Here is a 26953-nt window from a genome sequence, read left to right as displayed (position 1 = left end):
CCCAGGCGGAGGAGGGTGACGGTGAGTGACCCTGGTGCGTCTGCCGGGGCGATCCGTCGACGGGCGTTCCTCACGGGCGCGGGCGTGCTGGGCGGAACAGTGATCTTGGCTGCTTGTGCCGGCGAGGGACGCGTACGCCTGGGTGCTGAGGCGCAGGTCGACGGGCAGCTCCCACGGGCTGGCGGCACGGGCCAGGTGCGCCTGATCGCAGCTGAGGCGGTCTCACCCTCGCAGATGCAGATGCAGGTGCCGCAGACGCAGGTCCAGCAGATCGACGTGCAGGACATGACCGCCTCGCGCGTGGCGGGCTCGAGCGGGCTGGCGGCCACGGTGAGAGCTGATGTGGGCGGTAAGTGGGTCAGCGCCACCCACGAGGTCCGATCGTTTCGGCTGCTGGGCATGACGTGGCCGGCAGCTGCTCGTCAGGGGGCCCAGCTGGTGCTGGCGGTGCGAGTGCGCAGCGGTGGGCAGTGGAGTGCCTGGCAGGTGCTCGAGGTGATGGAGACCGCCCCAGCCAGGTCGGAGGCTTCCTCGGCGCAGGTGCGGGAGGGCACAGAGCCGCTGGCAGTGGCCAGCAGCGACGCCGTCCAGGTACGCGTGTCCTCCGAGACGGTCGCGGCACCTGCCGGGCTGCGTCTTGAGCTCATCGACCCCGGCGAGTCCACAGCCCACGGCACAGCTGAGGGGACAGCTGATGGCACGGCCCGGGTCGCGCCGACGACGTTCACCAACCAGCCCGCGATCGTCACCCGCGCGCAGTGGGGCGCAGATGAGAGCTACCGCAATGACGTCCCCCACTACAACGCCACCATCAAGGCTGCCGTCATCCACCACACGGCCGGGAGCAACGACTACACGAGCCCAGCCGAGGCCCAAGGCGAGGTCCGAAGCGTTTACGCCTACCACACGCGAAGCCTGGGGTGGGATGACATCGGCTACCACTTCCTCGTGGACAGGTTCGGCACGATCTACGAAGGGCGCGCCGGCGGCGTCGACCGGCCCGTGCGAGGTGCCCACGCCGGTGGCTTCAACACCGACACCTTCGGTGTCTCGGTGCTCGGCAACTACGAGACAGCAGCTGCTACCCCGGCCATCGTGGACAGCGTCGCCCGCGTGACGGCGTGGAAGCTCGGACTGCACGGAGTGGACCCCAACGCCACGACCCAGCTCGTCTCCGAAGGTGGGGGGACCTCTCGCTACGGCGCTGGGACCGTGGTCGACGTAGCGACGATCATCGGCCACCGCGATGTGGGGGCCACTGCATGTCCCGGTGAGCACCTGTACGCCCAGATGGATCAGATCCGCTCCACGGTCTCGTCCTACCTGGACGCGGACGTCGACCCCGAAGTGACCCGGCTGGCCGGTGGTGACCGCTATGAGACCAGCGCCGCCCAGGCGCGGGAGATCTACCCGGACAGCCGCACCGTCCTCATCGTGGCCGGGGAGGACGACCACCTCGTCGACGGCTTGGTGGCCGCACCCCTGGCCGTGCAACGCCAAGCACCGATCCTGCTCTCGAGGCGGGACCACCTGCCTGATGTCGTAGCCCGAGAGGTGCAGCGACGAGCAGCGAACACGGCCTACCTCATCGGTGGTGCTTCCTCCTTGGGGGAAGGGGTCGAGCAGGCGCTGCGCGCGTGCGGTGTCACCCAGCTGGTCCGCATCGCAGGCACCGACCGGTATGACACAGCGGCCCAGGTGGCTCTGAAGATGGCTGAGGCGGGCACCGACGACGTCGCGGTGCTGGCCTCGGGGGAGACCGAGCACATGATTGACGCTCTGGCGGTCGGGGGCCCGGCCGGTCTGACCGCGCGTCCCATCCTGCTGACCCGCGCCGGCGGGACTCCGCAGGTCACTTTGGATGCCCTGCAGCGCCTGAAGCCGAAGTCCCTCGTCGTGGTGGGCGGCTCTGCGTCCGTCTCGCCACACAGCGCCGCTGCAGCGCTGGCCAAGGTCGGCCTGACGACCAAGTCCTTGGTCCGCATCGCTGGCCCTGACCGCTACAGCACCGCTACGGCCATCGCTTCAGCGTGGTCGGGCAAGACCGGAACGCATACGATCATCATCGCCTCGGGTGAGCAGGCCAACGTCGCCGACGCCATCTCCGCCGGAGCCCACGGCCGCCTGACACTGCTGGTGCCCCGCGGGGACCTGCCTGGTGCCACCGTGCAGTGGCTGCGTAGCCGTGCCATCAGTCAGGTCATCGTCGTCGGCGGCGCCAGCGCCGTCTCCAACAGCACGGTGACGCAGATCATGGACGCCCTCAAGGGCAAGCAGGTGCGGTCGGTGTAGGCCAGGCCGGCGCACCGCCCTCCCGTGAGGGCCCTCGAGCCGACAACGCCCACCCGCCCCCCGCCTGCCCCCGCCCGCGGCACAGCCACGGTGCTTTCTCCGCCTCGTCGCTTGCAGCGCACGCGTCGACCTCACGCGGCGGCGATGGCCAGGGCGCCAGCGAGCACTCCTGCACCGGTGAAGCAGGCCCCTAGCAGGAGTCCTCGGCGCGAGCTGGTGCTCCATGCTGGCGCGAAGCGGCACGGTCGCTCGATCACCACAGCTGTGACCCATGCCAGCGAACCGGCCACCACGATCTCCAGGGTCAGTAGCAGCGGCCAGCCCTGGATGCCTACATCCTCGGCGACGTAGATCACGGGCAGGTGCCAGAGGTACCACACGTACGACAGTCGACCGGCTGCTTGCACGGGCGCCCAGGACAGGATGCGCTGCGCCAGACCTGGCGCTCCTGCGCCGCCGGCGATGAGGGCGACGGCACCCAAGGTGGGGATGATGGCAGCTGACCCTGGGTAGTCCACCGTGCCTGTCCATTGAGCACTCGTCGCGATCAGCAGCAGGCCGGTGGTGCTCGCGCATGCCGCAGCGGCCGGCCACCAGGATCTGTGGATGAGCTCGTGCACAGCCGGGACGGCAAGCGCCAGGAGCGCACCGGCGGCCAGCTGCCAGGCGCGCGTCGGCGTGGACAGGTAGGCCACGGTTCCCGACAGGGGCGTCAGGATGATGGAGGTGCTGAGGGAGACCAGCGCCAGTCCACCAGCGACCACGGCCAGCCAACGGCGCACCGAGCCCCCGCGCTTGTGAGCTAGCCAGGCGGTCAGCATCACCAGCGGCGGCCAGGCCAGGTAGAACTGCTCCTCAACGGCCAACGACCAGTAGTGCAGCAGCGGACTGCCCACCCCGATCGGGTTCAGACCTGCCACGTCGGCTAGGACGTAGCGCCAGTTGGCGGCCTGCAGGCTCGCCGCGACTGCGTCGACGCCGACGCGCGCCAAGGTCGCCGGGGCGACCACGGCGACGATGAGCAGGACCGCGATGGTGACGCTCACGGCGCTGGGAAGGATGCGCCGCGCCCGGCGGGCGTAGAAGCGCGCCAGGTCCACCCGACCGGAGGTTTCAACCTCCCGCACCAACAGTCCGGTGATCAGAAATCCGGAGATCACGAAGAAGACATCGACACCGAGCCGCCCGCCGGCGATCCCGGGCACTCCGGCTTGGTAGAGCAGCACCAGCCCGAGCGCCAGAGCGCGCATGCCCTCGATGTCGGGACGAAAGGCGCTGCGGTGCCTGGTCGCTGGCTGGCCTTGCACAGGTGGAGCTGTCTGAGGCATGGGTGCTCCCTTCGAGCCCGGCTACGGCGACGAAGATCGCCATGAGCGCGGGCGTGGGTCGTGGTGGGGGGCCGAGACCGACCGGGGACGCCGTCACCGGCGGGTCGGTCAGGCGGTGCTGATGAAGTGCTCACCGGGGACGTCGCGGTCAACTAGTGAGCGGCCTGCAGGAGGTGGTGTCACCGCTGGTGCCCGCCCGCACAGCCGTCATTCGGGAGTGCGGACGGCCGTGCACGGTTCTTCCCAGGCTGAGCGCGGGACAGTCGCGAGACAGCCCTAGGACGGCCCGCGGTGAACAACCACAGGCTGGCGTCGTTGCGAACAGGTGCGGCTGCTCGACAGCAGAGCGCTACCTGCCGGCTCCGTCACGCTGACCTGCCCCAGGCGTGTCAGCGACGGCCCTCCCAGCGGCCTCGCTGGGCGGCCTTGTGTGACACCGCATCCAATGAGTCGCTGCCTGTCAGTTCCCGGCGGGGTTGGACATCCCGGCGCGGCAGCTCAGTCAGGAAAGACGTCGGTGACGAGGTCGACCAGCAGCAACGAAGTTGTAGCGCCGGGAGCTGGCGTGGTCAGAGTCGATGGGTAGACCAGGGACACATCGGCGGTTCGGGTGTCGAGGCCGACGCAGCGGTGGTCGACGCAGGTGTACTTCGAGGAGGGCTCGGTGACCTCAGAGGACGAGGCGGCTGCTGCGGCTCCCCACGCATCAGCGGTCGGTTCCTCGAAGGTCGTCAGGGGTGCCTGCACCAAGGAGGCCGAGGAAGCCGGATCGGGTGCGTTGGTGAAGGAGCCACCAGCTTTGAGCATGTTCGGCTGCGGTGAGGATGCAGTGTCGCCGGCCGCGACTGCTTCAGTGCCTCCAAAGCCGATCAACGCGTAGCCGGAGCTGATAGCTCTGTTCAAGGGCTCCGACAACGGCAGGTTCAACAGGCCGACGACCATCAGCGCAGTCAGGGCAAGCAGATACCCACCTGCCCCACAGCGACTGCGTCGTCGCTGCGCGCACGTCTGCTCGCGCAGACGGGCCATGACCGGAGCGGGCACTCGCGAAACGTACCGGCGCGGGACGCAGCGCAGCGGATCGAGCTGACCAATCACTCTTTCGCCGGCCTCTCGCAGCGACGGCAGTAGAGCGATCAAAGTGTCTGATGCTGTCCGTGAGAGCTTTCGCCGTTCGGATTGCCAGCTGGGGGTGCAGAGCGGGAATCCCGCAGGCGGACTCTCAGGCTGACCATGACCATGACCATCAGGCAGAAGGCGAACACCGGTAGGTCAGCCCAGCGGATGTAGGGCGTCTGACCCTCGTGCAGATCCACCGTGGCCGTCAGCACCTGCGCTCTACCCAGATCGCTGGTCTGGACGATCTGGCCGTCAGCGTCGACGATCGCGCTGTACCCGGTGGGGGCGCTCTGCACCACCGTGCGATGGCTTTCCCGGGCCCGTAGCTGGGCGGCTGCGAGCTGCAGCGCAGGGACGACATCGTAGGAGTAGGACGCAGCGTTGGTGGGCACCAGGATCGCCTGGCCTCCCGCCTGCACCGCCTCTCGTACCCGGTCGGCGAAGAACCCCTCATATGAGATCACCGTGCCGAGCCGGACCGTTCCTCGTGCGGTAGGGACGTCCAGGGCGGCTGTTCCCACCCCGACCAGCGCATCGCGTGGCACCAGGGTCCCGGCTGAGGAGATGCGCGACAGCAGAGCCCTCGCAGGCAGGTACTCACCGAAGGGAACCCGGTGCTCCTTCTCGTAGCGCCCCACGATGCGCCCTTCGCCGTCCCACAGCACTGCTGCATTGCGGAAGGTGGTCGAAGCCGTCTCCACCACCCCCACCACCACCGCAGCGCGCAGGCGCTCGGCCAGGGCGGCGACACGACGCTGTTGCGGTGCGCTGGCGACCGGACCGGACACGCTCAAGACGTTCTCCGGCAGCAGCACCAGGTCCACCGGCGGTACCTTCCCGGTCGCGATGTCGTCGCCCAAGTCCTCCGCCAAGACCAGGTGACGCTGCGTCACCTGGTTCGGATCGCTGAAGACAGCTCGCAGTCCACGCGGCCCACCGCCTTGGACCAGGGACAGGTGCAGCTGCCCGTTGCTCTGGGAGTGCACCTGCGCGCCCAGCGCGATCGGTGTTGCCAGCACCAAGGCTGCAGCTGCGAGAACCGCCAAGGACGGCAGTGACCGCTTCCCCGCTGACAGGAGCCAGCGACCACCGGTGCGGTGATGGTCTCGCGTCCTGGCGGGCGCTGGGCTGACGCGGACTGCTCGATGGCCCGCCCGCTCGGCCCACCCCGTCTGCAGCACACGAGCCAGTGCGACACCGCTGGCCACCGACACCAAGGTCACCAACGGTGCCCCACCCCACGCAGCGGCCACCGCGAACGGGCCTGAGGCCTGCCCCAGCGACAGGGCCGGCAGGGGGAACCCCTGCAGCGGAAAGCGCGCCAGCACCATCTCCAGCAGGGCCATGCAGGCAGGTAAGGCCCCGTAGTCGCGCACCAGATCTGCCGCGGTTGTCCGGCCAGTTCCCCCGAGGGGCACACGCCGCCCAGGGCCAGTGGTGGACCGGCTGGCGGGGCGGGGCAGTCGCCCCGGAGGGGCCGCCAACCGCAGCGCAAGGGTGAGCAGGCTGCCGATGACAACGCTGGCTGCGACGTACCCGATCACCGTGATCTCGGTCAACCACCACAGCGACGCCGTCGCCCACAGCCATCCAGCAACCCAACAGCTCCATGCGCGACTTCGGCCCCGCAGACCGTCCAGCCCCATCACCACCAGCAGTGACCCCGCAGGCAGGCACCACCACCACGAGCGCGGGGGGGCGGACAAGAACCACACCAAGACACCCGTGAGCAGCGATGTTGCCGACCATAACGGTGCCGACGTCCACCCAAAAGCACGGACGAGACCGGCAACAGGACCCCCGACACGGTCACCGGCCGGACCACTCCAGCGTGTCCTCGAGCCACGCGCGCCGTGTCGTCGCAAGACGTTGATGTCGTCACCCTTTCGCTTGCTGGACGCCCACCCGAGCAGGGCCCGTCGGTGTGCCATCTCGTGGTCCCACGGCGTGATCGTCAGTGATGCGCCGTGAGGGACCAGCCGGGATCGATCCCGGGATCCCAGCCGAGTGATCTCCACGGCGGGCGTCAGTTCCTGATGCGCACGGCACCCTGGCCGTCACGGACGTCTTGCATGCACGCCGCTGCAGCCCGTGGGCGAGCGTGCCCGCGGTGGTCGCGCGGGGCCCGTCCTTGACCGCAGCCCCTCGCATCAGCGCTGAGCGGTGATCGTCGTGGCAGGTTGCGCCGTCCTCGGGTGTCCCGCTTCACGTGGCGGCCACCACGCCGGTGCCCACCAGGGCTAGGACCAGCGATCCCGCAATGATGCGGTAGGCGATGAACAGCGAGTAGCTGTGGCGGGCGATGAACTTCAGTAGCCAGTCCACGGTGAGGTAGGCGACCACGAAGCTGACGAGGGTGGCCAGCAGCGTTGGGCCCCAGCCGATGCCGCTGGAGATCTGCGGCGCGGCGCTGACGCTCTGGTAGACGCTGGCCGCGGCCAGCGCGGGGATGGACAGGAAGAAGGACAGCCGGGTGACGGTGACGCGGTCCAGGCCGCGAAGCAGGCCGATCGACATGGTGGCGCCCGAGCGGGAGACGCCCGGGACCAGCGCCAGGCACTGCACCAGGCCGATGGCGAGGGTGTCGCGCCAGGTCACCGCGCTCTCGGGCTTGTTCTGGCTGGCGGTGCGGTCGGCGTAGAGCATGACGACGCTCCACCCGATGAGCGCGATGCCCACCACCCACAGGCTGCGCAGGGTGGTCTCGATGAGGTCGGAGAAGAGGAACCCGACGATCCCGATGGGCAGGGAGCCGACGATGACGCCGACCGCCATCCGCCAGTCGGCGTTGTGGCGGGCCTGGGAGTGGCGCAGCCCGTCCAGAACAGCAGCGATGAGGCGGATGAGGTCGCGGCGCAGGTACAGCAACGTCGCCAGCACCGCGCCGATCTGGATGATGACGGTGAAGGCGGTGACGTCGGGATCGTTGACCCTGTAGCCCAGCAGCTTCTCCAGGATTGTCAAGTGCCCGGTAGAGGAGACCGGAAGGAACTCGGTGACCCCTTCCACAGCTCCCAACAGGACGGCGTGCCACCACTGCACCTGAGGTGCTCCTCTCGTGGACGGACTGGCGCTGCAATGGATGCGAGCGCATGGCTAGCCGCCCTCAGGTGGACTGAGGGCTGAACGAGGTGCGCGCGCTGCATGATCGATCGGTGTGCTCGCAGGGTGCAGCGACCGCGCGCCGATCCCTGTCCGACCGCCTGCAGCTGCCAGGCCAGCGTCAAGGGCGGGTGCGCCCTACCGCTGCTCGCGTGCTCAAAGGCCGAAAGCGCCACCTTCGACCAGGATCACCACGCCGAGAACGATCAGCACGAGCGGGAACAGGATGTGCTCCCACCGCTCGAGGACCTCGGCGATCGGTCGGCGGGTGGCGATGTAGCGGGCGGCCAGGACCAGCACGGCGACCAGGGCGAGGAAGACCACCACGTAGGCGGTGATCGCGGCCGGGCCGACGGCCAAGAAGACCGGGACGTAGACGCCGATGTTGTCCCCGCCGTTGGCGAAGGTGACAGCGGCCACGCTCCAGATGGCCACGGCCCTGCCGGGGTCGTCGTCATCATCATCATCGTCGTCGTCACGGTTGCGCCAGGCCTGCCAGGCGGCGCGCAGGCCGATGAGCAGCGGGATGAGCCCGAAGTAGGGAATGACTCCTTCGGGCAGGAAGGCGCCGGCGCCAAGAGCGATGAGGATGGAGGTCACCAAGATGGCGCCGAAGCCGAGGTACTGACCAACTGTGATCTTGAACGTGGTGCCCGGGGCTCCAGCGCCGCGGGCGAAGAAGAGTGACAGCACGATGATGTCGTCGATGTTGGTCACCAGGAACAACCCGACGGCCTGCAAGGCGGAGACGGCGAGGGTCATAGACGTACCTTTCGATGATCAAGGTGATGTTGCTGCCCGCCGAGTCATCAAGCAGTACATGTAACATCAGTGCATGCAGATGATAGCCACGCCTGGTCATGGGACGGACCGTGCAGTGCTGGCTCCGGCTGCCGCGCTCTTCCGGGGGCTCGGAGACCCCACACGCCTGTCGTTGGTGCGTGAGCTGGCTCGCGGGGAAGCGCGCGTGGTGGACCTGTCCACAGCACTAGGACTGGGACAGTCCACGGTGTCCAACCACCTGGCGTGCCTTCGTGAGTGCGGCCTGGTGGACTTCCGTCCACAAGGGCGGGCCTCGGTGTACCACCTGACTCGCCCTGAGTTGATGGACCTGCTGATCGCTGCTGAGGCCCTCCTGCAGGCGACGGGGAACGCCGTGGCGCTGTGCCCCTCCTACGCGGACTCGGCGCCCGAGAGCTGCGCACTGGTCCCTGCTGGGCTCGGGCAGCCCGGTGAGTGAGACAGCGCTCAGCAGTGGTGCTGGGCGCGTGACGCCCCGCCGTCTGACCGGTCAGCGCCGGCAGCGAGCGTGGTGATGAGCGTCGACACTTCGGCCGGCGGCTCTGCTCGGACCAGCGCGGCATTCCTGCGGCGGGTCGTGGCGGGAACCATCGCAGCATCGGTCGTCGCTGTTGACCTGAGCGCCAAGGCGTGGGCGCAGAGCGCGCTGCAAGGCCGGGTGGTTCCGCTGGGGCCGGTGGACCTGCGCCTGGCCTACAACCCCGGGGTGGCCTTCTCCGTGGGGGCGAGCGCTCCGGCTGGGATCGTCCTGGCCGTCACCGCGCTCATCACTGTGGCCGTCGCAGTGTTCGCCTGGCGCACCGCAGCGACCCCTGACCGAGGACGCCTCGGCGCACTCGCCCTGGTCCTGGGGGGCGCAGTGGCCAACGTGGTGGACCGCGGCCGTGACGGGGTCGTCACCGACTATCTGCACAGCGGCTGGTTTCCGACCTTCAACCTCGCAGACACCGCCATCGTCGTCGGAGCGGGCCTGCTGGTGTTGAGCTCCCTTCGCCACGGCGGTGCCAGCGACGGTGACGACAGAGGCGCACAGGCATGAGCGCTGGACGCACGCGCCGGCCCCTGACGCGTCGGGCGCTTCTAGTCGGAGCGTTCGCTGCACCCACAGCAGCGCTGGCAGGCTGCTCGGGACTGGGCCAGCCCGGCCAGGACTCGGGCAACCAGCAGGGCTACGTCTCCGGCAACGGTGACGTGACCCTGCTGCCCGCGGCCGAGCGGGGCGAACCGGTCCAGCTCAGCGGAACAACCACACACGGCGACACCGTGGACGTCGGCGACTGGCGCGGTCAGGTGGTAGTGATCAACGTCTGGTACGCGGCGTGCGCGCCGTGCCGCCTGGAGGCGCCTGACCTGGCCCGGGTCGCCTCACAGACCCCAGACGTGCGCTTCCTCGGGCTGAACACCCGTGACGGTCAAGCGGTGGCGAACACCTTCGAGAAGGAGTTCGCCATCCCCTACTCCAGTGTCCTGGACGCGGGCTCTGGCCAAGCGCTGCTGTCGCTGCGCGGCACCATCCCGCCGCAGGCCGTGCCTTCCACGCTCGTGCTCGACGCCGAGGGGCGTCCGGCAGCACGAGCGGTCGGCCGCGTGGAGGAGAGCGTGCTGCGCGGCATGATCGATGAGGTCCGCAGTGGCCGAGCCGACGGCGCCGGCAGCTCCGGTGGCGCAGCGACCGTCAGCGGTGGCGCGTGAGCGCGGCTGATCTCTTCCAGCAGCTGGCAGGCGGCGGTCCGCTGGTGGTGGCCGCGCTCGTCGCGGCTGTGGCGGGCGTCGTCAGCTTCGCCTCCCCGTGCGTGCTACCGCTGGTGCCGGGCTATCTGGGCTACGTCACCGGCCTGACCGGTGTTGACCTCGGGCGCCAGCGCCGCGGCAGGCTGCTGCTCGGCTCGGTGCTCTTCGTGCTCGGTTTCTCGGCGGTCTTCGTCGCTGCCGGCGCAGCGTTCGGGGCTCTGGGTGCCTTCCTGGTGAGTCACCAGCTGCAGCTGACCCGGTGGATGGGCGTCGTCGTCGTCCTCATGGGGCTAGCCTTCCTCGGCCTCGTGCCCGGTCTGCGCGGGGAGGCGAAGGTGCGATGGCGCCCGGCAGCAGGCTTGGCCGGAGCGCCGCTGCTGGGAGCGACCTTCGGGTTGGGGTGGGCACCGTGCATGGGGCCGACGCTGGCGGTGGTGCTGGCTCTGGCCACCGATGCCGCCACCGCCTCGCGCGGGGTGCTGCTGTCAGTGGCCTACTGCCTGGGCTTGGGGCTGCCGTTCGTGCTCGTCGCGCTCGGACTGGGACGATCGACGAGGGCCCTGGACTGGGTGCGCCGACGGCGCTTGACCATCACCCGCGTCGGTGGCGCCGCGCTCGTCGCGGTTGGCGTGTTGCTGGTCAGCGGCCTGTGGACGCAGTGGCTGCTGGCTCTGCAGGGCAGCATCGGTGCCTTCGAGACGGTGGTGTGATGACGAGCGTCCAAGAGCGCCGCCCGGCCCTGCCCGAGCCGCCGGGCAGTGATCGCCCCGCAGGGCTCGGTCTGGTGGGCTGGGCCCGCTGGACCTGGCGTCAGCTCACGAGCATGCGCACGGCGCTGCTGCTGCTGATGCTGCTCGCGGTGCTGGCGGTGCCCGGCTCGCTGTTCCCCCAGCGCAACATCGACCAGGTCGCCGTGGCCCAGTACTTCCAGGACAACCCCGACTCTGCGCCATGGCTGGACCGGCTCAGCCTGTTCGACGTCTACTCCTCGCCGTGGTTCTCCGCGGTCTACCTGCTGCTGTTCATCAGCCTGGTCGGCTGCGTGCTGCCGCGCACCAAGGTGCACGTGGCCAACTTGCGCCAGGCCCCTCCGCGCACCCCGGCACGCCTGTCACGGTTGCCTGAGCACCGCACCGTCGAGGTCGATGCCGCTCCCGGTGACGTGCTGCGCGTCGCCCAAGACGTCCTGCGCAGCCGCCGGTACCGCACCGCGGACTTCGGCGACGACCGCCACGGCCCGTCTATGGCAGGGCAGCGCGGAGAGCTCCGAGAAAGCGGCAACCTGCTCTTCCACCTGGCCCTGGTGGGGGTGCTCATCGCCGTGGGCATCGGCGGCCTGTACGGCTACCGCGCCCAGGTGATCGTCCAGCAGGGGCAGGCGTACACCAACCAGGTCACCGCCTACGACAGCTGGGACCCGGGTGCCTACGTCGACGGCTCCGCTCTCCCGCCGTTCTCCTTCGCTCTGAACGCGTTGCGCGTCGCCTTCGACGAAGACTCCAGCGGCAACCAGTTCGGCGCCCCCCGCAGCTTCGAGGCGGACGTCACCGTCACCGACGCCCCTGGACAGGCACCGCGGCAGGAGAAGATCCGCGTCAACGAGCCCCTGCGCGCCGGCGGGGCGTCGGTGTACCTCGCCGGGAACGGCTACGCCCCGGTCATCACCGTGCGCAACGGCGCCGGGGAGGTCGTCTTCGACCAGGGCACACCGTTCTTGGTGCAGGACGCCAACTACACCTCCACCGGTGTGGTGAAGGTTTCCGACCCGGCCGGCGATCTCGGCCTGCAGGGTCTGCTCCTGCCGACAGCTTCCGAGGACTCGTCCGGGCCTCCCGTCTCGACCTTCCCCGATCTGCGCAACCCCGAGGTCCTCTTCTTCGCCTACACCGGTGATCTCGGTCTGGACGATGGTGTACCGCAGAACGTCTACGAGCTGGACACCTCGCGCATGCAGCGCGTGACCGACGTGGACGGGCAGCCACTGCGCTTTTCGATGAAGCCCGGTGACACCTATGACCTGCCGAACGGACTCGGCTCGGTGACGCTGGACAGGATCGACAGGTTCGCGGGCTTCACCGTGCGCCACGACCCGGCGCGCGCAATGGCCTTGACCTTCTCCCTGCTGGCCATCGTCGGCCTGACCGCGTCGCTTTTCGTCCCGCGGCGGCGCGTCTGGGTGCGGGCAGCACCCGCCACCGGTGACGCCGCGCAGGGCCGGACGCTGCTCGAGGTCGGCGCCCTGGCGCGCAGCGAGGACCACGGCCTGGCCGGCGAGGCCGACGCGGTCCTGTCCGCCGTGCTCGCGCGCCTGCCCGCCCGAGACACTGACCAGACCCCGTCCGACAAGCCCCCGCGACAGGAGGAGCCGTGAGCGTCGACGAGACCCTGGCCTCGGCCAGCAACTCCCTCGTCTACTCGGCCATGGCCGTGTACACCCTGGCCCTCGGCGCCAGCGCCATGGACCTCGCCGGCCTCGGCGAGCGCGCCACGGCGAGGAACCGCCGCAAGCAGCAGGGCAGGCAGGCGCTGCAGGCGGCGTCGCGCCAGCCGGCGGTCGTCGGGGCCGGTGCTGCCGGTCCGGTGGTGCGCACCTCCGCCACGCAGGAGCCGGTGCCCCTCGCCGAGGACGGCGCCCCCCGCAAGGCGGCCGGCATCGCCACCTCGCTGACGGTGCTGGCGCTGCTGCTGCACCTCGGCGGCGTGGTCACCCGCGGTCTCTCGGCGCACCGGGCGCCCTGGGGCAACATGTACGAGTTCTCCGTGACGGGCACCTCCGTCGTCGTCCTCGTCTACCTGCTGGTGCTCACGCGGCGCGACGTGCGCTGGCTCTCCACCTTCGTGCTGGCCCCCGTGCTCCTGAGCCTGGGCCTGGCCGTCGCCGTCCTCTACACCGACTCCGCGCCGCTGGTGCCCGCGCTGCAGAGCTACTGGCTGATCATCCACGTGTCGGTGGCGTTCGTGAGCTCGGCGCTGTTCGTGCTGGCCTTCTCCACCACCGTGCTGCAGCTGGTGCAGGAGCGCCGCGAGGCGCAGCGCGCCGCCGGCGCCACCCCGGGTGCCGGCCGCTTCATGGAGGCGCTCCCCAGCGCCGCCGACCTGGAGAAGCTCTCCTACCGCCTCATCGCCATCTCGTTCCCGCTGTGGGCGTTCACGCTGGTGGCGGGCGCGATCTGGGCCGAGGTCGCCTGGGGCCGGTACTGGAACTGGGACCCCAAGGAGGTGTGGACCTTCATCATCTGGGTGGTCTACGCCGCCTACCTGCACGCCCGGGCCACCGGTGGCTGGAACGGGCGTCGCGCGGCGTACCTGTCCATGGCCGGCTTCGCCTGCCTGATGATCAACTACGGCGTGGTCAACACGGTCTTCCCGGGCAACCACTCCTACGCTGGTATCGGTTGAGAGCGCGCCGTCCATGCACCTCGAGCGCTTTCAAGGTCCTGATCGACCTGCGCTGGTGGGGATCCAGTGAGCGCTGACGCTGGCCGGCGTCCTCGGCGATGGCTCCTGGCCCTGCTAGTGGCAGCTGCGGCCGCTGGCCTGGACCAGGTCACCAAGGCAGTGGCCGAGCGCACGCTGGACGGCTCGGCGCGCGAGCCATTGTTGGGTGACTTCCTCGGGCTGCAGCTGTCCTTCAACCCGGGGTCTGTCTTGGGGCTGGGGTCAGGCAGCACGTGGCTCCTGACGGTCGCGGCTGGCTTGGCCTTCTTGGCCTTGACGCGGGCAGCGCTGTGGGCCCCTTCGAGGGGATGGGCGCTGGCGACCGGTCTGCTGTGGGGCGGCGTGACCGGCAACCTGCTTGATCGGCTGCTTGCCCCTCCCCGCTTCGGGCAGGGACACGTCACCGACTTCCTGACCTACGGACACCTCTTCATCGGCAACCTTGCCGATGTGTGGCTGACCTTTGGCGCTGCCCTGGCTGCTGTGCTGCTTATGGGGGAGGCGCTGCAGGATCCCTCCGCCCAGCACCCCGTCCAGCCTCCTGGGCATCCACAGCAATTGCGCGAGCGCAAGTGAGCGACGCGCCGTGGTGGACATCACGCCTTGGCCCTAGGCGACAGTCCGTGTGCCCGCAGGCTGCCCGTGGGAGGCGCGCGAGCCGTAGGGAGCCGTGAACCCTGGGCAGGACCACACAGCGGCAGACTCGCTGCTCAGGCGCCAGGAAGGTTGTGACCAAAAGTAGCTTTCGGGTACGTTCTGGTGACTTTCGGGCATCCGAGAGCTCTCAACGCGCACGCCGAGCCCCTGCCAGCGCGGTCGAGGTCCACACATCCTTGTGGCAGGGGACGGGGGAACCACTTCCGGGCGCGCTGCTCTTCGGAGCGTCGTCGCGTCCTCGGGGTGAAGCTCGCCTAGCGAGCCGGGGGACCTCACCTCCCGAACCCGACAGCTCACCTCGCAGGCGTCGGAGAGGCTCACCCCCACATGTCGATGACTCCCGCCCTCAAGCCTGCCCGCAAGCACCAGCGCGCCCTGACCCGGCTCGTCGCCGGCCTCGCACTGTCCGGCGGCCTCGTCGCCGGTGCCGCGATCCCGGCCAGCGCCGCACCCGTGCTGAACAGCGGGGCCGTCCTGGCCACCGCGAGCCAGTACATCGGCACCCCCTACCGCTTCGGCGGCACCAGCCCGTCCGGCTTCGACTGCTCGGGCTACACCCAGCACGTCTACGCCGACAACGGCATCGCGCTGGCACGCACGACTTCCGAGCAGCTGGCCACGACAACGCGCATCAGCAAGTCCGAAGCGCGCCCTGGCGACCTGGTGTTCTTCGTCAACGCTGCGGGGCGGCCCTACCACGTCGGCATTTACACCGGCGATGGCCGCATGATGGACTCCCCGCGCACAGGCAAGTCGGTCAGTGAGCGCTCGATCTGGACCGAAGACGTGATCTACACGCGCGTGTGAGCCCACCTTGGCGCCCACCTCGGGGCCGATGAACAGGGTCGCTCTGACCCAAGGTGGGCGCCAAGGAACTTCACGAACGAGTCGTGCTGTGATCGAGAGGTTGACCGCGAGGGGGACGCCCCACAACGCCCTGCCCTTCCTGCAGCAGGTACCACGAAGGCGACCCAAGCCAGTCCTCGTGCCACAAGTCTTCAGGGGCATCAGACGGCCAGGCCCTTCACGTGTGCGCGAAAGCCGTGCAGCAGTATTTTCCGAGCGGGCAGTGGAACCGACGGCGCTCTCGGGCGCGGGGGTGCTCCTGGGGTGTAGTTCTGCTCGTCGACAGCCGATGAAGTTGGCGTGACCCGCATCAGTGCTGCGACGATGGTCCAGGCCTTCGTCATTCTTGTGACGGCCGTCGTGTTCGGCTTGATGGTCTTTGGTCCGTCCGACCCTTCGGGGCAGGGCTCGATGAGCGGCTCGAAAGTGAGCGGCATGAATATCGGCGGCATGTCCGCGGGCAGCAGGTCCATGGACTCCCATGACAGGAGCGGGCACTGACGCCGCCCCACGGGGCCTCGTCTCTGTCTCGCTTACTCCAGCACCCTTTCCGGACCCAACCGCTGGCTGCTGCGCCCGTCGCCTCTCTGAGCAGGTAGGACAGGGCGTCTGCGCGCATCTGCCCTGGTCGGCGATGCAGTCGGGCGGTCACTGGTCAGGCGATGAGGCGATGAGTGGCCAGGGGTGTTGCCTGGCGCCGGACAACCTCAGCTGACCATCGAGGGGCAGGTGGCCTCGACACGGAGGTCACGCGATCCGGGCACGCCGCCAGATCGGTACCACCTGCCGCACCACCGACGGGCCATATGGTCAACCTCCGCTGTACAGTCAGTACATGCTGACGATGGCGTCCCGCCTGCAGGTGATGCAGCGGCTCGGTCGAGCGATGGCCGACCCGACCCGCTCCCGCATCCTGAGCCGGCTGCTGGACGGCCCCTGCAACCCCGCCCAACTGGCCCGGGACCTGCAGCTGACCCCCTCCAACGTCTCCAACCACCTCACCTGCCTGCGCGGCTGCGGCCTGGTGGTCGTCACCCCCCAGGGTCGCAAGGCCAGCTACGAGATCGCTGACCCCCACCTGGTCAAGGCCCTCACCGCCCTGGTTGACATCGTCCTGGCCGTCGATGACGGACGCCCCTGCGCTGATGCTGACTGCGACGTCCCGCTGTGCTGCGGCCCGGGCGCTCTTGAGACGGCTAGGACCCCCCAGGCCGCCCCGGTCGCGGACGGCACCGAGCCCGCCGACGCCACCGGGGTCCGACCGTGAGCGGCGCCTGCTGCGGTGAGGACGAGCCCCGCTCCACGCCAGTGAGCCAGCGGCGCAGTGAGCGACCCAGCCAGCGCATCCAGCTCACCCTCCAGCCGCAATCTGCACCACCGAGCGGCTCCCTGCAGGCCCAACCCGCGGACCCAGCCACCACGAGCACCACAACCACCGAACCAGGGTGCGACTGCTGCTCCCCAGCTCCGACACGGGTACGCCTGGATCTCGGGCCGGCCACCTCCGGTGAAGCAGCCCCCCACCTAACCGACATCGCCGACATCACTGACGGCGCAGACCGCAGAGATCGCCCAGGCCCTGCTGACCTCGATGACTGCTGCGCCCCCAAGGCCCGCCCTACCGACGCTGAACTTGTCCACGAGGACCTGCCGCCGTGGTGGCGCGAATCGGCGCTGCGCCTGCCGGCGGCCTCGGGGCTCCTGGTCGCCGCCGCCCTGGTGCTGGACCACCTCGCCGGCGCCCCGACCGCCGCGGCCGTGCTCAACGCCGCCGCCCTGCTGGCGGGAGCGTGGACGTTCATGCCCGGGGCGCTGCGCCGCCTGGTGCGCGGCCGTCTTGGGGTCGGGCTGCTCATGACGATCGCCGCCGCGGGCGCGGTGGCCCTGGGCCACCTCGGCGAAGCAGCCGCCCTGGCGTTCCTGTTCTCCATCGCCGAGGCCCTCGAGGACCGCGCCATGGACCGCGCTCAGCACGGCCTGCGGGCTCTGCTCGCCCTAGTCCCACCGACCGCACGGGTTGAGCGCCCCGCCCAGCCGACCGGCAGTCCAGGCGAGCACGTAGTGCCCGCCGTGCAGGTGCGCACCGGGGATGTGCTGCTGCTAGCCGCCGGTGAGCGCGTGGCCACCGACGCCGTCGTCCTGACCGGCCGCTCAGCCCTGGACACCTCCGCGGTCACCGGTGAGTCCATTCCCGTCGCGGTCGGCCCCGGCGAACCCGTCCCGGCCGGGTCGGTCAACGGCACCGGCACGCTGCGCCTGCGGGCGGTCGCCGATGGGCGGGACAACTCCCTGACCCAGATCGTGCGCCTGGTGGAGGCAGCCCACGCACGTAAGGGCCAGCGCGCCCGCCTGGCCGACCGCATCGCCCGACCCCTGGTGCCAGCGGTGCTGGCCCTGGCGGCGCTGGTGGCGCTGTACGGCGTGCTCGTCGGCGAGCCGGAACTGTGGCTGCAGCGGGCTCTGGTGGTGCTGGTGGCGGCCTCCCCCTGCGCGATGGCGATCGCGGTCCCGGTCACCGTGATCTCTGCGATCGGCGCGGCCAGCAAGCTGGGGGTGGTCATCAAGTCCGGGCAGGCCTTCGAGGACCTCGGCGCGGTGCGCCAGGTGCACCTGGACAAGACCGGCACCCTGACCCGCGGCACCCCTCAGGTGGTCGCTGTGGCCACCATCTCCCCCGTTGCCGCCAGCACCTCCTACAACATCTCCAGCAGCGCCTCGGGGACGTCTGCGGACCGGGTGCTGCGAGCGGCCGCTGCTATCGAGGCAGGCAGCACCCACCCCCTGGCTCACGCCCTGCTGACTGCGGCCACCCTTGAACAGGCAGACAGCGCGACCCTCCCCGACGCCACCGACGTGCACGAGCACCCCGGCCAGGGCATTAGCGGCCACTGGGGCGGCACCGCGGTGCGGGTGGGCAGCACCCGCTGGATCGACCCCGGTGCCCTGACCGGCGACGTCGAGCAGATGACCGCCGCGGGCATGACCGTCGTCCTCGTCGAGATCGACGGTCACCTCACCGGCGCCATCGGGGTGCGCGATGAGCTGCGTCCCGAAGCCGCCGAGGCCGTCGCCCTGCTGCGCCAGCAGGGCCTGGCGGTGTCAATGCTGACCGGGGACGACGCCCGCACCGCTCACGCCCTGGCATCCCAGGCCGGCATCACCGACGTGCGCGCTGCGCAGACCCCGGCGGACAAGGCCAGCGCCGTCCACCCCACCGCATCCTCCCGAGGTGGGACGGCGATGGTCGGGGACGGAATCAACGACGCCCCCGCCCTGGCCACTGCCACCGTCGGCATCGCCATGGGCCTGACCGGCTCGGCCGCCGCGATCGAGTCCGCCGACGTCGCCTTCACCGGCACCGACCTGCGCCTGCTGCCCCGCGCGTTCGCCCACGCCCGCCGCGGCCGATCGATCATGACCGCGAACATCGCCCTCGCGCTGGCGATCATCGTGGTGCTGGTGCCGCTGGCGCTGTTCGGGGTGCTGGGCCTGGCGGCGGTGGTGCTCGTCCACGAGGTCGCCGAGGTCATCGTGATCGCCAACGGCGCCCGCGCGGCGCGCCTGCCCCGACGACGCCGCGTGACCCTGGAAGGCGCCGAGGTGACCGGCACCGACAACGCAAACCGCCGCGCTGCCAGTGCCACACCCTCTCGTTGAGCCCGGTGCGTCACAGCGACCCACGGCCGGTCGGTGTGCTGTCGCTCACCGGTGTGACTCGCGCAGCAGCGTGCCCATGCGCGCGGCGGGAGAGCCAGACGGTGGCTGTAGCGTCGAGAGGGTGAGTTGCCATCGAGTCGCCGCAGTCGCGGCATCCGGTGGCACACACGTCGACCTACCAGTCGATCCATCAGTGCGTCTGGCCGTCGCTGTGCACGGGGGCCTGGCCGAGGACGCCCGAGGCGTGCGACAGGCCCTTCCAGGACGCGTGCTGCTGGCAGGGTTGGCGCTGGTGCTGGCGGTGTTGAGCTTCTGCCTCGCGGGTGCGTACACCGCCGACCACGCCCGCGATGCCCGGGCCTCCGCGGCCGCGGCGATGGGGGTGCAGCGCAGCCTCGTCGATGCAGCACCAGTTGGCCTGCAGCCGGCGGTGACGGCGGAGATGGCGGAGACGGCGGCTTCGTCTGCCAGCTCGTCCCCGGAGAGTCACCTCACGGACCCGTCAGTCGGGTCCAGCGTGACTGACGGTGGTCACGACCAGGGCGAGGACGGCTCACGCGGCGCTCATCAGCACGTCGAGCACGACGTCTTGATGGATGTCGCCCCGCGCGCAGGTGCGCCAGTCAACACCGCCGCCACGATCACTTCTCGGCAAGCGCCACCGCTGGTGCATGCCCCCATCGTTCTTCCTCCCGATTAACGGCTAGCGCCGGCTAGAGCTGGCTGCCCCCCACGACGCCTCGCAAGGTGTCGCGTCGCTGTGCCCGTGTGCCCGTGCCCTGACCGATATGGGCCCATCGTCTGGGTCCATCGCCGTGGACTTCGCGTGCGCCACGTGTCTGGGTCGTCCAGGCACCACCCGTGCAGCTGATCCGAGGGCTTGCCTGGCAGTTCGTCACGTCGGGAGTTGAGGTCAGCGCTGCACCTCCTCCATCTGCGTCCTGGCTGTTCCCCGTCTGCAAGGAGCTCCCATGTCTGCTCGTACCCGCGCCGTCATCGACTGGCTGAACAGCGCCGGCTTCACCATCGCCGCCACGGCTTTCGGGCTCCTCTGCCTGTTCCTGGTCGTGTCCTACCTGTTCACCTGACCACTGGACCTTCACCTGACCACTGGACCGCCGAGGCCAGCGCCGAGCGGCGCTGCTGCCGCTTGGCCCTCCTGCTCCATCACCAGCGAAGGACTTCCGTCATGAACTCTGCGGACAACTCAGCGCCTCGTGGATCGGCGCCCGACCCACAGCCCGACGACGTGGGTGCCACCACCGATCCCACGACCCCCGGCTCCCCGACCAAGGCAAAGGGAGGGCCCGGTCCAACCGGGGCATCCACTGCGGCCGGCACAGCTGCTGCGTCCTCCGCGCATGTGAGGGCCACCAAGGTCGGCAAGGCGCAGGTGCGCCAGGAGGCACGGCCTGCTCGCCCAGCGTCGGCGCGCAGGGCTGTGAGGTTGTCGGTGTTCGTCGTGGTGGCGCTGGTGGCGGTGCTCGGTGCGGCTCTGCTGGGCAGCCGCTCGGGCGGCGGGCAGGCCGAAGCCGCTGATGTGGTGCGCCAGGACAGCCACCGCCTGGGCGCGCCGGGCAGCAGCGGGGTCACGCTGACGGAGTTCTTGGACTTCGAGTGCGAGGCGTGTCGAGCTGCCTACCCGCTGGTGGAGCAGCTGCGGCAGGACTACGCCGGGCGCGTCACCTTCGTGGTCCGCTACTTCCCCATCCCCGGGCACGCCAACTCCACCCCCGCTGCTGTGGCCGTTCAGGCCGCATCCGAGCAGGGTCAGCTGGAGGCGATGTACCAGCGGATGTACCAGACCCAGGAGCAGTGGGGCGAGCAGCAGCAGCCCACTCCTGAGGTCTTCCGCGCCATGGCTGTTGAGCTGGGGTTGGACATGGCCGCCTTCGATGCCGCCGTCGCTGATCCGGCCACCGCGGCCAGGGTGGCCTCCGACTTCGAGGACGGCATCGCCTTGGGGGTGCAGGGCACCCCGACCTTCTTCGTCAACGAGGAGAAGATCCAGCCCGCAACGGAGCAGGAGTTCCGCGCGTTGTTGGACCAGGCGCTGGCCGAAGCCGAGGGCGACAACTCGTGAGGCGGTTCCAGGTCAGCGAGCGCACCTCGATCGGGCCGCTGCTTGTCGCTGCGTTCGTCGCCGCCGTGGTGCTGCAGGCTCTCGCGCTCACCGTGGCGGGGCCGGCGGCGGCTCATGGGGCGTTGAAGTCGACCTCACCGGCTGAAGGGGAGCAGCTGAGCGTTGCACCCACGGAGGTGGTGCTGGATTTCAACGAGGTTCCTCTGCCGCTGGGCACGGCGGTGGCCGTCACCGATGCGCAGGGCACGGTGGTCTCCACCGGCCAGGTCCAGCTGGACCAGCGCCGCCTGACCCAGCCGCTGCAGCCGGGCCTTTCCCCGGGGAACTACCGCATCGCCTGGAGGGCGACGTCGGCGGATGGGCATCCGGTCTCCGGGGAGCTGGGCTTCGTCGTCGCGGCCGGTGCTGGTGCTGGTGCTGGTGCTGGTGGCGCATCGTCCGCTGCTGGTGGTGCAGCAGCCGGTACGGGCACTCCTGATGCTGACGATGGCGCCACCGGTGGCGCACCGAGCGATCCCAGCGCCGGCCCGGCATCGGCTGCGGACGCCTCCGCCTCACCGCAAGCCGAAAGGCCGCAGGTCTCGGCGACCGCGGGGGTGAACGACGGCGGGGGGATGTCCGGCGGGGCTCTGCTCACCGGTGGTGCTGCCCTGCTGCTCTTGGTAGCCGTCGCGGTCAGTGTCCTGCGCCGACGGCGGCGCACGGCCTTGACCGAGGAAGCCTCCACTCAAAGATCGCCACAGCGATGAGGCTCCACCCGGTGATGCGGCGCTCAGCTGCCCGGTCAATTGCTCGGTCAGCTGTCTGGTCAGCTGCTGGGCCGGCTGCGCGCCGTGGTCGAGCACCCAAGCAGGCTCGGGTGCTGTGGGGCGCCGGGCTGGTGGCACTGAGCGTGACGCTCTCAAGCTGCGCCGGCCTCGGGGTCCAAGGGGATGACGGCTCCCAGCAGGGCTTCGTGGCCGGCGACGGCACCTGGGAACTGGTGGCCGAGACCGACCGCACCGACGCCGTGCAGATCACCGGCCCCGGCAGCGACGGTTCGACGGTCGACGTCAGCGCCCTGCGCGGACACGTCGTGGTCATCAACGTCTGGTACGCCGCCTGCGCACCCTGCCGCGTGGAGGCTCCCGACCTGGCTGCAGCTGCCCGGGAGTACTCCGAGGCAGGCGTGCGCTTCGTGGGGATCAACACCCGGGACGGACTCGCAGCAGCGAACACCTTCGAGCGGCAGTTCTCGGTCCCCTATCCCAGCGTGATGGACTCCGGATCCGGACAGGCCTTGCTCGCGCTGCGCGGGGTGGTACCGCCGTTGGCGGTTCCCACCACGATCGTGCTGGACCGTCAGGGACGTCCCGCTGGACGCATCGTGGGGCGCGCTGACCCAGGAGTGCTGCGCGGCATGATCGAGCAGGTAGCGGGTCTGTCCTCTGTGTCGCCTTCCGCTGGAGCTGGTCAGGCACCGACGTCGAACGATGCTGCTTCCCGGGCGCCCTCGGCACCGGCTGGCGCTGCGGCGTCGCTGAACGTCGGAGGGCTCGGGGTGGGGCTGCCCATCACCCCGGTCGGCGTCGGATGACGAGGCCGCAGCCAGTGCCGATGTGCCGCCGGCACGACAGAGGTGCGTGCGCAGAGGGGTCTTCGCGCGGCGCAGCGGCGGCTCGGTGCCTCGGCGGGCCCAAGCCCCTGGTGGGGCGGTCGTGAGCGTTCCCACGGTGACGGGTCTGGGTTCGCAGTTCGCCCAGAGCGCCTTGAGCGGACCGCTGCTCGTGGCCTTGACCGTCGCGGGGGTCGCTGGACTGGTGAGTTTCGCCTCGCCCTGCGTGCTGCCTCTGGTGCCGGGCTACCTGAGCTACGTCACGGGTCTGAGCTCGGTGGCGTTGGAGGACCGGCGCCGCTGGCGCGTCGTGCTCGGTGCTGGACTGTTCGTGCTCGGCTTCGCCGTCGTCTTCATCGGTTTGGGTGCTGCCTTCGGTGCACTCGGTGAGCAGCTGCAGCGCCATCAGGTGCAGCTCTCGCGCTGGCTGGGGGGCGTCGTCGTGCTCATGGGGCTGGTCTTCCTGGGTGTGCTGCCCGGATCGGGGCGGCAGGTCTCACTGCGTTGGCGACCGGCGGCTGGCCTGGCGGGCGCTCCGTTGCTGGGGGTGGTCTTCGGGTTGGGGTGGGCGCCGTGCATCGGTCCGACGCTGTCGGCGGTGCTGAGCTTGGCCACCGATCAGGCCAGTGCGTGGCGAGGGGCTGTGCTGACGGCGGCCTACTGCGCCGGACTGGGCGTGCCCTTCTTGGTGGTCGCGCTCTTCGTGGGGCGCAGCCAGCGGCTGCTGATGGTGCTGCGCCGCCACCGCTTGCTGATCTCTCGGGTAGGAGGGGTCGGCCTGGTGGTGATCGGTGTGCTGCTGTTGACGGGTCTGTGGGGCCGCTGGCTGGCTGAGATGCAAGGAGTCATCGGTGGATTTCAGACGGTGGTGTGAGGACGTGGTCAGGCCTGCCTCGGCTGGCCCTGCACGGTGTGCCCTGCTGCATGCGGTGCTCGTGGTGGATGAGGCAGACGCCTGTGCCCCTGCTCCCAGGCCGCTCGCTCGCACCTGTGGGGCGGGCGCGTGATGGCGCTGGCGTCGGGCGAGGGTGAGCTGCCCGCGGCTGGCCCCTCGCTGCAGACGCTGCTGAGCCTGACAGCGGGGGGGCTGCACGTGCTGCCCGTCCTGATCAGCGTGGTGGGGCTGGCCTACTTCGCCGGGGCGGTGAAGCTGTGGCGCAGCGGCCGGCGCTGGTCGGTGTGGGCCACGACGTCCTTCATGGCGGGCTGTGCGCTGGTGCTGGCCGTGACGGTGAGCGGGGTGGAGGTCTACGGCAGCCGCATCTTCTCCATCTTCATGTTCCAGCAGCTGACGCTGATGATGGCAGCGCCCGTGCTGCTGGTGCTTGGCCGTCCTGGGACGTTGCTGCTCAAGGCGCTGCCGCGGCGCGGGCGGGCTGCGGTGCTGGGACGGCCGGTGCTCGCCGCAGCGCTGTGGGGGCTGCGCTCCAGGCTCGGGAGGGTGCTGTTGCACCCGGTGGTGTGCCTGCCGCTGTTCCTGGCGTGCTTCTACGGGATGTACCTGACCGACCTCGCTGGGGTGTTGCTGTCCTCACCTGCCGGGCACACCGCCGCTGAGGTCGCCTTCTTGGCAGCCGGGGTGCTCTTCACCGTGCCGGTGCTGTCCAATGACCCGCTGCCCGCGGTGCACGCGCCTATGACCCAGGCCGCGGAGGTGCTGCTGGAGGCGTTCCTGCACGCCTTCTTCGGGGTGATCATCATGATGGCTTCCACGCCGTTGGTTCCCCACTTCGCCGACCCACCGCCCGGATGGGGGGTGGACGTGATGGCCGACCAAGCCGTGGCGGGGGGTCTGGCGTGGTCCTACGGGGAGATCCCTTCGGTGCTGCTGCTGGTGGTCATCTTCGTGCGGTGGCGGCGCAGCGATGAGGCTGCGGCATCGGCTCGGGATCGCTACGTCGAGGAGCACGGCGATGCCGAGCTGGAGGCCTACAACGCTCACCTGGCGGCTCTGGCCGCCGGCTCGCCTGCGCGCCACGACGCGGATGGCAGGACCACCCCGGACCCGAGCTCGAGATCAGGCTCGGAAACAGGCTCGGAAACAGGCTCGGCAACGGGCCCGGGAACGGGCTCGTGAGCCCGGGGGAGGTGCGGCCGGACCTACCGTTTGTACATGCGTCGATGTACATTTGGCGCGTGCAGGTGGCTACCCATGCCGATGTCCTGGCGCGCTTCGGCCAGGCGCTGTCTGACCCGACCCGGGCCCGGCTGCTGCTGGCCTTGCGCGAAGGTCCCGGGTATCCCACCGAGCTGGCAGCCTCCCTGGGCACCTCGCGCCAGAGCCTGTCCAACCACCTGACCTGCCTGCGCGGCTGCGGTCTCGTGGTGGCCACCGCAGAAGGCCGGCGCACGCGCTATGAGCTGGTTGCCCCCGGTCTCGTGCACGCCCTGGAGGACCTGCTGCGCCTGACCCTGGCCGTGGACCCGCTGGTCTGCGGCTCGACTCCGAAGGAGTGCTGCTGATGCCCCACGATCACTCCAGCGCTGCAGCGGGCGAGCAGCACGCAGGCTGCGACCAGCGACGTCGGCTCGCCATCGCCTTGACCATCACCGTGGCCATCACCGCAGCGGGCCTGACCGGTGGCCTGCTGACTGGCTCCTTGGCCCTGCTCGCCGACGCCGGCCACGCCTTGACCGACGCCGCAGGTCTGGCGATCGCTCTGGTCGCGGCCACCTTGGCGCTTCGCCCGGCCACCGATGCGCGCACGTGGGGCTTCCGGCGTGCTGAGGTGATCGCCGCCGCCGTGCAGGCCGTGGCGCTGTTGGGCATCGGCGTCTTCGTCATCGTGGAGGCCATCCGCCGCTTCAGCGAGCCACCGGAGGTGGCCTCCTCGGGGATGGTCCTGTTCGGCGCGGTGGGGTTGCTGGGCAACGTCGTGGCGATCTGGGTGCTGACCCGCGGCGGCCACAGCCACGCCCACGGCTCCTCCTCGAACGGCGAGGGCGAGGGTGGCGGCTCCTCTCCCGCAGCGCTGCGGTCGCTGAACATGAAGGCGGCGCTGCTGGAGGTCATCAACGACGCACTCGGGTCACTGGCCGTCATCATCGCCGCGGTCGTGATCGCCACGACCGGCTGGACGCGTGCCGACGCCGTCGCCTCCCTGCTCATCGGGGCTCTGATCATCCCGCGCACGGTGCGGCTGCTGCGTGAGAGCGCTGAGGTGCTGCTGGAGTCCACTCCCCGGGGCTTGGACCTGGCCGCGGTGCGCGAGCACCTCCTCGCTCAAGAGCACGTGCTGGCCGTGCATGACCTGCACGCCAGCCAGATCAGCACGGGGTTGCCCGTGCTGAGCGCACACGTGGTGGTGGAGGACTCCTGCTTCCACGACGGACACGCCCCACAGGTGCTGGACGCGCTGCAGCAGTGCCTGGCCGGTCACTTCCCGATCAGCGTGACGCACTCGACGTTCCAGATCGAGCCGTCCAGCCACTCTCACCACGAAGCTGGCGCCCACTCATGATCAGTGATGAGCGCAGGTCGCGGAACAGAGCGGCTCCGGCGTCCCGACATGTGAAGCCGGCCCGCCTGTGACCCCCTGACCATCTCGACCGGAACGAGCCGCGGTTGCTGCGCCGGCGACTATCAGGTCCGAGAAGATTCGCTCATCGATACAGGGCGCCGTGGGCCTCACCCTGGCTGCTGTACGCGTGACGGCGGCCGCAATGGCCGGTGGGCGACGGTCGGCCAGGCGCCAGCCAGGTAACGATCAGCGGCGTGCTCGTGAAGGCAGGGTCATCGGGTCGTGGGTGCTGCCGTCAGAGCAGCATCCAAGCCGGTGACGGTGTCCGAGACCTGGCGCAGCTGGCCGCCGCTGGCCTCGACGGCACGGAGGTCCGTGGTCGCCGTCGCGACATCACTCACCGCCGACATCGTGGTCTGGATCGTCGCAGGTGGGCCTGCTGCCGAGCCGCCGTCACTGGTGCAGATCCTGACCTTTACGCCGACGCGGCTGAGCCGGCAAGAGCTCGAAGAGCCGGGGACGCCGTCAGGCCCGCAGCGCCGAGGAGCTGCGGCGAGGTGCTGCAGCGCGGCGGGCGCGGACGACGACGCCCTTGAGTGAATCTGTAACTTTCAGGTACTTTTCGGTCGCTCTCGGACATGACCGAGTGCTCTCGTCGCGCACGCCGAGCCCCTGCCAGCGCGTTCGAGGTCCGCAGATCCTTGTGGCAGGGGACGGGGGAACCACTTCCGGGCGCGCTGCTCTTCGGAGCGTCGTCGCGTCCTCGGGGTGAAGCTCGCCTAGCGAGCCGGGGGACCTCACCTCCCGAACCCGACAGCTCACCTCGCAGGCGTCGGAGAGGCCC

General features: G+C 70.0%; 25 protein-coding genes, 1 pseudogene and 2 riboswitches. Of the genes and pseudogenes, 19 read left to right on the top strand and 7 right to left on the bottom strand.

Translation table 11 applies throughout. From position 1 onward, the window contains the following. The first annotated feature begins 21 nt into the window (after positions 1–21). Entirely contained in the window at positions 22–2292 is a 2271-nt protein-coding gene (locus tag FMM08_RS19740; protein WP_222710998.1) for a cell wall-binding repeat-containing protein, read from the top strand. A 131-nt stretch (positions 2293–2423) separates the two neighbouring features. Here the strand turns inward: FMM08_RS19740 and FMM08_RS19735 are convergent, their stop codons facing one another. The 5 genes from FMM08_RS19735 to FMM08_RS19715 form a co-directional block, all read right to left on the bottom strand. Next, on the bottom strand, positions 2424–3542 hold the full coding sequence (locus tag FMM08_RS19735) for an acyltransferase family protein (RefSeq protein WP_187279882.1): 1119 nt from the start codon (positions 3540–3542) through the stop codon (positions 2424–2426). A 576-nt stretch (positions 3543–4118) separates the two neighbouring features. Beyond that, positions 4119–4664: a hypothetical protein gene (locus FMM08_RS19730; RefSeq protein WP_147928090.1), complete on the bottom strand. Its 546-nt coding sequence runs from the start codon at positions 4662–4664 to the stop codon at positions 4119–4121. A 92-nt stretch (positions 4665–4756) separates the two neighbouring features. After that, positions 4757–6670 (bottom strand): apolipoprotein N-acyltransferase, encoded by a 1914-nt coding sequence (lnt, locus tag FMM08_RS19725; RefSeq protein WP_306821823.1) that lies wholly within the window; start codon positions 6668–6670, stop codon positions 4757–4759. A 274-nt stretch (positions 6671–6944) separates the two neighbouring features. Beyond that, entirely contained in the window at positions 6945–7781 is an 837-nt protein-coding gene (locus FMM08_RS19720; RefSeq protein ID WP_147928089.1) for an undecaprenyl-diphosphate phosphatase, read from the bottom strand. 216 nt (positions 7782–7997) lie between these two features. Next, positions 7998–8603: a cadmium resistance transporter gene (locus FMM08_RS19715; RefSeq protein ID WP_139713904.1), complete on the bottom strand. Its 606-nt coding sequence runs from the start codon at positions 8601–8603 to the stop codon at positions 7998–8000. 73 nt (positions 8604–8676) lie between these two features. On the opposite strand from FMM08_RS19715, the gene FMM08_RS23855 reads away from it, so the two are divergent. The 8 genes from FMM08_RS23855 to FMM08_RS19675 all read left to right on the top strand — a co-directional run bounded on the left by FMM08_RS23855 (position 8677) and on the right by FMM08_RS19675 (position 15275). Then, positions 8677–9081, top strand: a complete 405-nt coding sequence (locus FMM08_RS23855; protein ID WP_222710997.1) for an ArsR/SmtB family transcription factor — start codon at positions 8677–8679, stop codon at positions 9079–9081. Between the two features lie 75 nt (positions 9082–9156). Further along, a complete protein-coding gene (lspA, locus tag FMM08_RS19705; RefSeq protein ID WP_139713905.1) occupies positions 9157–9681 on the top strand; it encodes a signal peptidase II in 525 nt (174 codons plus the stop codon). A 152-nt stretch (positions 9682–9833) separates the two neighbouring features. After that, positions 9834–10334, top strand: a complete 501-nt coding sequence (locus FMM08_RS19700; RefSeq protein WP_218974814.1) for a TlpA family protein disulfide reductase — start codon at positions 9834–9836, stop codon at positions 10332–10334. Positions 10335–10378: 44 nt separating this feature from the next. After that, positions 10379–11083, top strand: a complete 705-nt coding sequence (locus tag FMM08_RS19695) for a cytochrome c biogenesis CcdA family protein (RefSeq protein WP_255472639.1) — start codon at positions 10379–10381, stop codon at positions 11081–11083. Next, the gene (gene resB, locus FMM08_RS19690) at positions 11083–12744 is read left to right on the top strand and encodes a cytochrome c biogenesis protein ResB (RefSeq protein WP_139713907.1); all 1662 of its coding nucleotides are present in this window, start codon (positions 11083–11085) and stop codon (positions 12742–12744) included. The genes FMM08_RS19695 and resB overlap by 1 nt, the downstream gene beginning before the upstream one ends. Positions 12745–12794: 50 nt before the next feature. Then, a complete protein-coding gene (gene ccsB / locus FMM08_RS19685; protein WP_139713935.1) occupies positions 12795–13772 on the top strand; it encodes a c-type cytochrome biogenesis protein CcsB in 978 nt (325 codons plus the stop codon). Between the two features lie 117 nt (positions 13773–13889). Next, positions 13890–14387: a signal peptidase II gene (locus FMM08_RS19680; protein ID WP_222710995.1), complete on the top strand. Its 498-nt coding sequence runs from the start codon at positions 13890–13892 to the stop codon at positions 14385–14387. A 238-nt stretch (positions 14388–14625) separates the two neighbouring features. Further along, positions 14626–14788, top strand: a riboswitch (cyclic di-AMP (ydaO/yuaA leader). 7 nt (positions 14789–14795) lie between these two features. Beyond that, positions 14796–15275: a C40 family peptidase gene (locus tag FMM08_RS19675; protein ID WP_139713908.1), complete on the top strand. Its 480-nt coding sequence runs from the start codon at positions 14796–14798 to the stop codon at positions 15273–15275. A gap of 200 nt (positions 15276–15475) precedes the next feature. On the opposite strand, the gene FMM08_RS19670 is transcribed toward FMM08_RS19675, so the two are convergent. Then, complete coding sequence (locus FMM08_RS19670) at positions 15476–15787, bottom strand: hypothetical protein (RefSeq protein WP_139713909.1); 312 nt, start codon at positions 15785–15787, stop codon at positions 15476–15478. A gap of 362 nt (positions 15788–16149) precedes the next feature. On the opposite strand from FMM08_RS19670, the pseudogene cmtR reads away from it, so the two are divergent. From cmtR to FMM08_RS19620, 10 genes and pseudogenes are all read left to right on the top strand, one after another. After that, positions 16150–16500 (top strand): annotated as a pseudogene (cmtR, locus tag FMM08_RS19665) (Cd(II)/Pb(II)-sensing metalloregulatory transcriptional regulator CmtR); the annotation flags it as partial. A 533-nt stretch (positions 16501–17033) separates the two neighbouring features. Beyond that, complete coding sequence (locus tag FMM08_RS19660; protein ID WP_255472638.1) at positions 17034–18971, top strand: heavy metal translocating P-type ATPase; 1938 nt, start codon at positions 17034–17036, stop codon at positions 18969–18971. Between the two features lie 268 nt (positions 18972–19239). After that, complete coding sequence (locus tag FMM08_RS19655) at positions 19240–19671, top strand: hypothetical protein (RefSeq protein ID WP_139713911.1); 432 nt, start codon at positions 19240–19242, stop codon at positions 19669–19671. Between the two features lie 741 nt (positions 19672–20412). Continuing rightward, on the top strand, positions 20413–21054 hold the full coding sequence (locus tag FMM08_RS19650; protein WP_255472637.1) for a DsbA family protein: 642 nt from the start codon (positions 20413–20415) through the stop codon (positions 21052–21054). Beyond that, on the top strand, positions 21051–21803 hold the full coding sequence (locus FMM08_RS19645; protein WP_139713913.1) for a copper resistance CopC family protein: 753 nt from the start codon (positions 21051–21053) through the stop codon (positions 21801–21803). The genes FMM08_RS19650 and FMM08_RS19645 overlap by 4 nt, the downstream gene beginning before the upstream one ends. A 110-nt stretch (positions 21804–21913) precedes the next feature. Further along, positions 21914–22630 carry a TlpA family protein disulfide reductase gene (locus tag FMM08_RS19640; protein ID WP_218974816.1) on the top strand — a complete coding sequence of 239 codons (717 nt, stop codon included), beginning with the start codon at positions 21914–21916 and terminating at the stop codon, positions 22628–22630. Positions 22631–22751: 121 nt separating this feature from the next. Next, positions 22752–23522, top strand: a complete 771-nt coding sequence (locus FMM08_RS19635; RefSeq protein ID WP_255472634.1) for a cytochrome c biogenesis CcdA family protein — start codon at positions 22752–22754, stop codon at positions 23520–23522. Between the two features lie 132 nt (positions 23523–23654). Continuing rightward, complete coding sequence (locus FMM08_RS19630; protein ID WP_139713940.1) at positions 23655–24725, top strand: cytochrome c oxidase assembly protein; 1071 nt, start codon at positions 23655–23657, stop codon at positions 24723–24725. Between the two features lie 44 nt (positions 24726–24769). Then, the gene (locus FMM08_RS19625; RefSeq protein ID WP_147928128.1) at positions 24770–25111 is read left to right on the top strand and encodes an ArsR/SmtB family transcription factor; all 342 of its coding nucleotides are present in this window, start codon (positions 24770–24772) and stop codon (positions 25109–25111) included. Continuing rightward, positions 25111–26109, top strand: a complete 999-nt coding sequence (locus tag FMM08_RS19620) for a cation diffusion facilitator family transporter (protein ID WP_139713914.1) — start codon at positions 25111–25113, stop codon at positions 26107–26109. The genes FMM08_RS19625 and FMM08_RS19620 overlap by 1 nt, the downstream gene beginning before the upstream one ends. A gap of 272 nt (positions 26110–26381) precedes the next feature. Here the strand turns inward: FMM08_RS19620 and FMM08_RS23845 are convergent, their stop codons facing one another. Next, positions 26382–26510 carry a hypothetical protein gene (locus FMM08_RS23845; RefSeq protein ID WP_255472631.1) on the bottom strand — a complete coding sequence of 43 codons (129 nt, stop codon included), beginning with the start codon at positions 26508–26510 and terminating at the stop codon, positions 26382–26384. Positions 26511–26791: 281 nt separating this feature from the next. Next, a riboswitch (cyclic di-AMP (ydaO/yuaA leader) is annotated at positions 26792–26953 on the top strand.

The sequence above is a fragment of the Quadrisphaera setariae genome (assembly GCF_008041935.1).
Lineage (GTDB): Bacteria > Actinomycetota > Actinomycetes > Actinomycetales > Quadrisphaeraceae > Quadrisphaera > Quadrisphaera setariae.
This window is presented reverse-complemented; position numbering and strand designations above follow the sequence as displayed.

Excerpts from the sequence above, each read along its gene's own strand:
- FMM08_RS19735 (WP_187279882.1), bottom strand. The coding sequence starts at position 3,542 with ATGCGCGCTCTGGCGCTCGGGCTGGTGCTGCTCTACCAAGCCGGAGTG.
- FMM08_RS19675 (WP_139713908.1), top strand. The coding sequence starts at position 14,796 with ATGTCGATGACTCCCGCCCTCAAGCCTGCCCGCAAGCACCAGCGCGCC.
- FMM08_RS19620 (WP_139713914.1), top strand. The coding sequence starts at position 25,111 with ATGCCCCACGATCACTCCAGCGCTGCAGCGGGCGAGCAGCACGCAGGC.
- resB (WP_139713907.1), top strand. The coding sequence starts at position 11,083 with ATGACGAGCGTCCAAGAGCGCCGCCCGGCCCTGCCCGAGCCGCCGGGC.
- FMM08_RS19715 (WP_139713904.1), bottom strand. The coding sequence starts at position 8,603 with ATGACCCTCGCCGTCTCCGCCTTGCAGGCCGTCGGGTTGTTCCTGGTG.
- FMM08_RS19625 (WP_147928128.1), top strand. The coding sequence starts at position 24,770 with ATGTACATTTGGCGCGTGCAGGTGGCTACCCATGCCGATGTCCTGGCG.
- FMM08_RS19670 (WP_139713909.1), bottom strand. The coding sequence starts at position 15,787 with ATGGACCTGCTGCCCGCGGACATGCCGCCGATATTCATGCCGCTCACT.
- ccsB (WP_139713935.1), top strand. The coding sequence starts at position 12,795 with ATGGCCGTGTACACCCTGGCCCTCGGCGCCAGCGCCATGGACCTCGCC.
- lspA (WP_139713905.1), top strand. The coding sequence starts at position 9,157 with ATGAGCGTCGACACTTCGGCCGGCGGCTCTGCTCGGACCAGCGCGGCA.
- lnt (WP_306821823.1), bottom strand. The coding sequence starts at position 6,670 with ATGGCACACCGACGGGCCCTGCTCGGGTGGGCGTCCAGCAAGCGAAAG.
- FMM08_RS19630 (WP_139713940.1), top strand. The coding sequence starts at position 23,655 with ATGGCGCTGGCGTCGGGCGAGGGTGAGCTGCCCGCGGCTGGCCCCTCG.
- FMM08_RS23855 (WP_222710997.1), top strand. The coding sequence starts at position 8,677 with ATGCAGATGATAGCCACGCCTGGTCATGGGACGGACCGTGCAGTGCTG.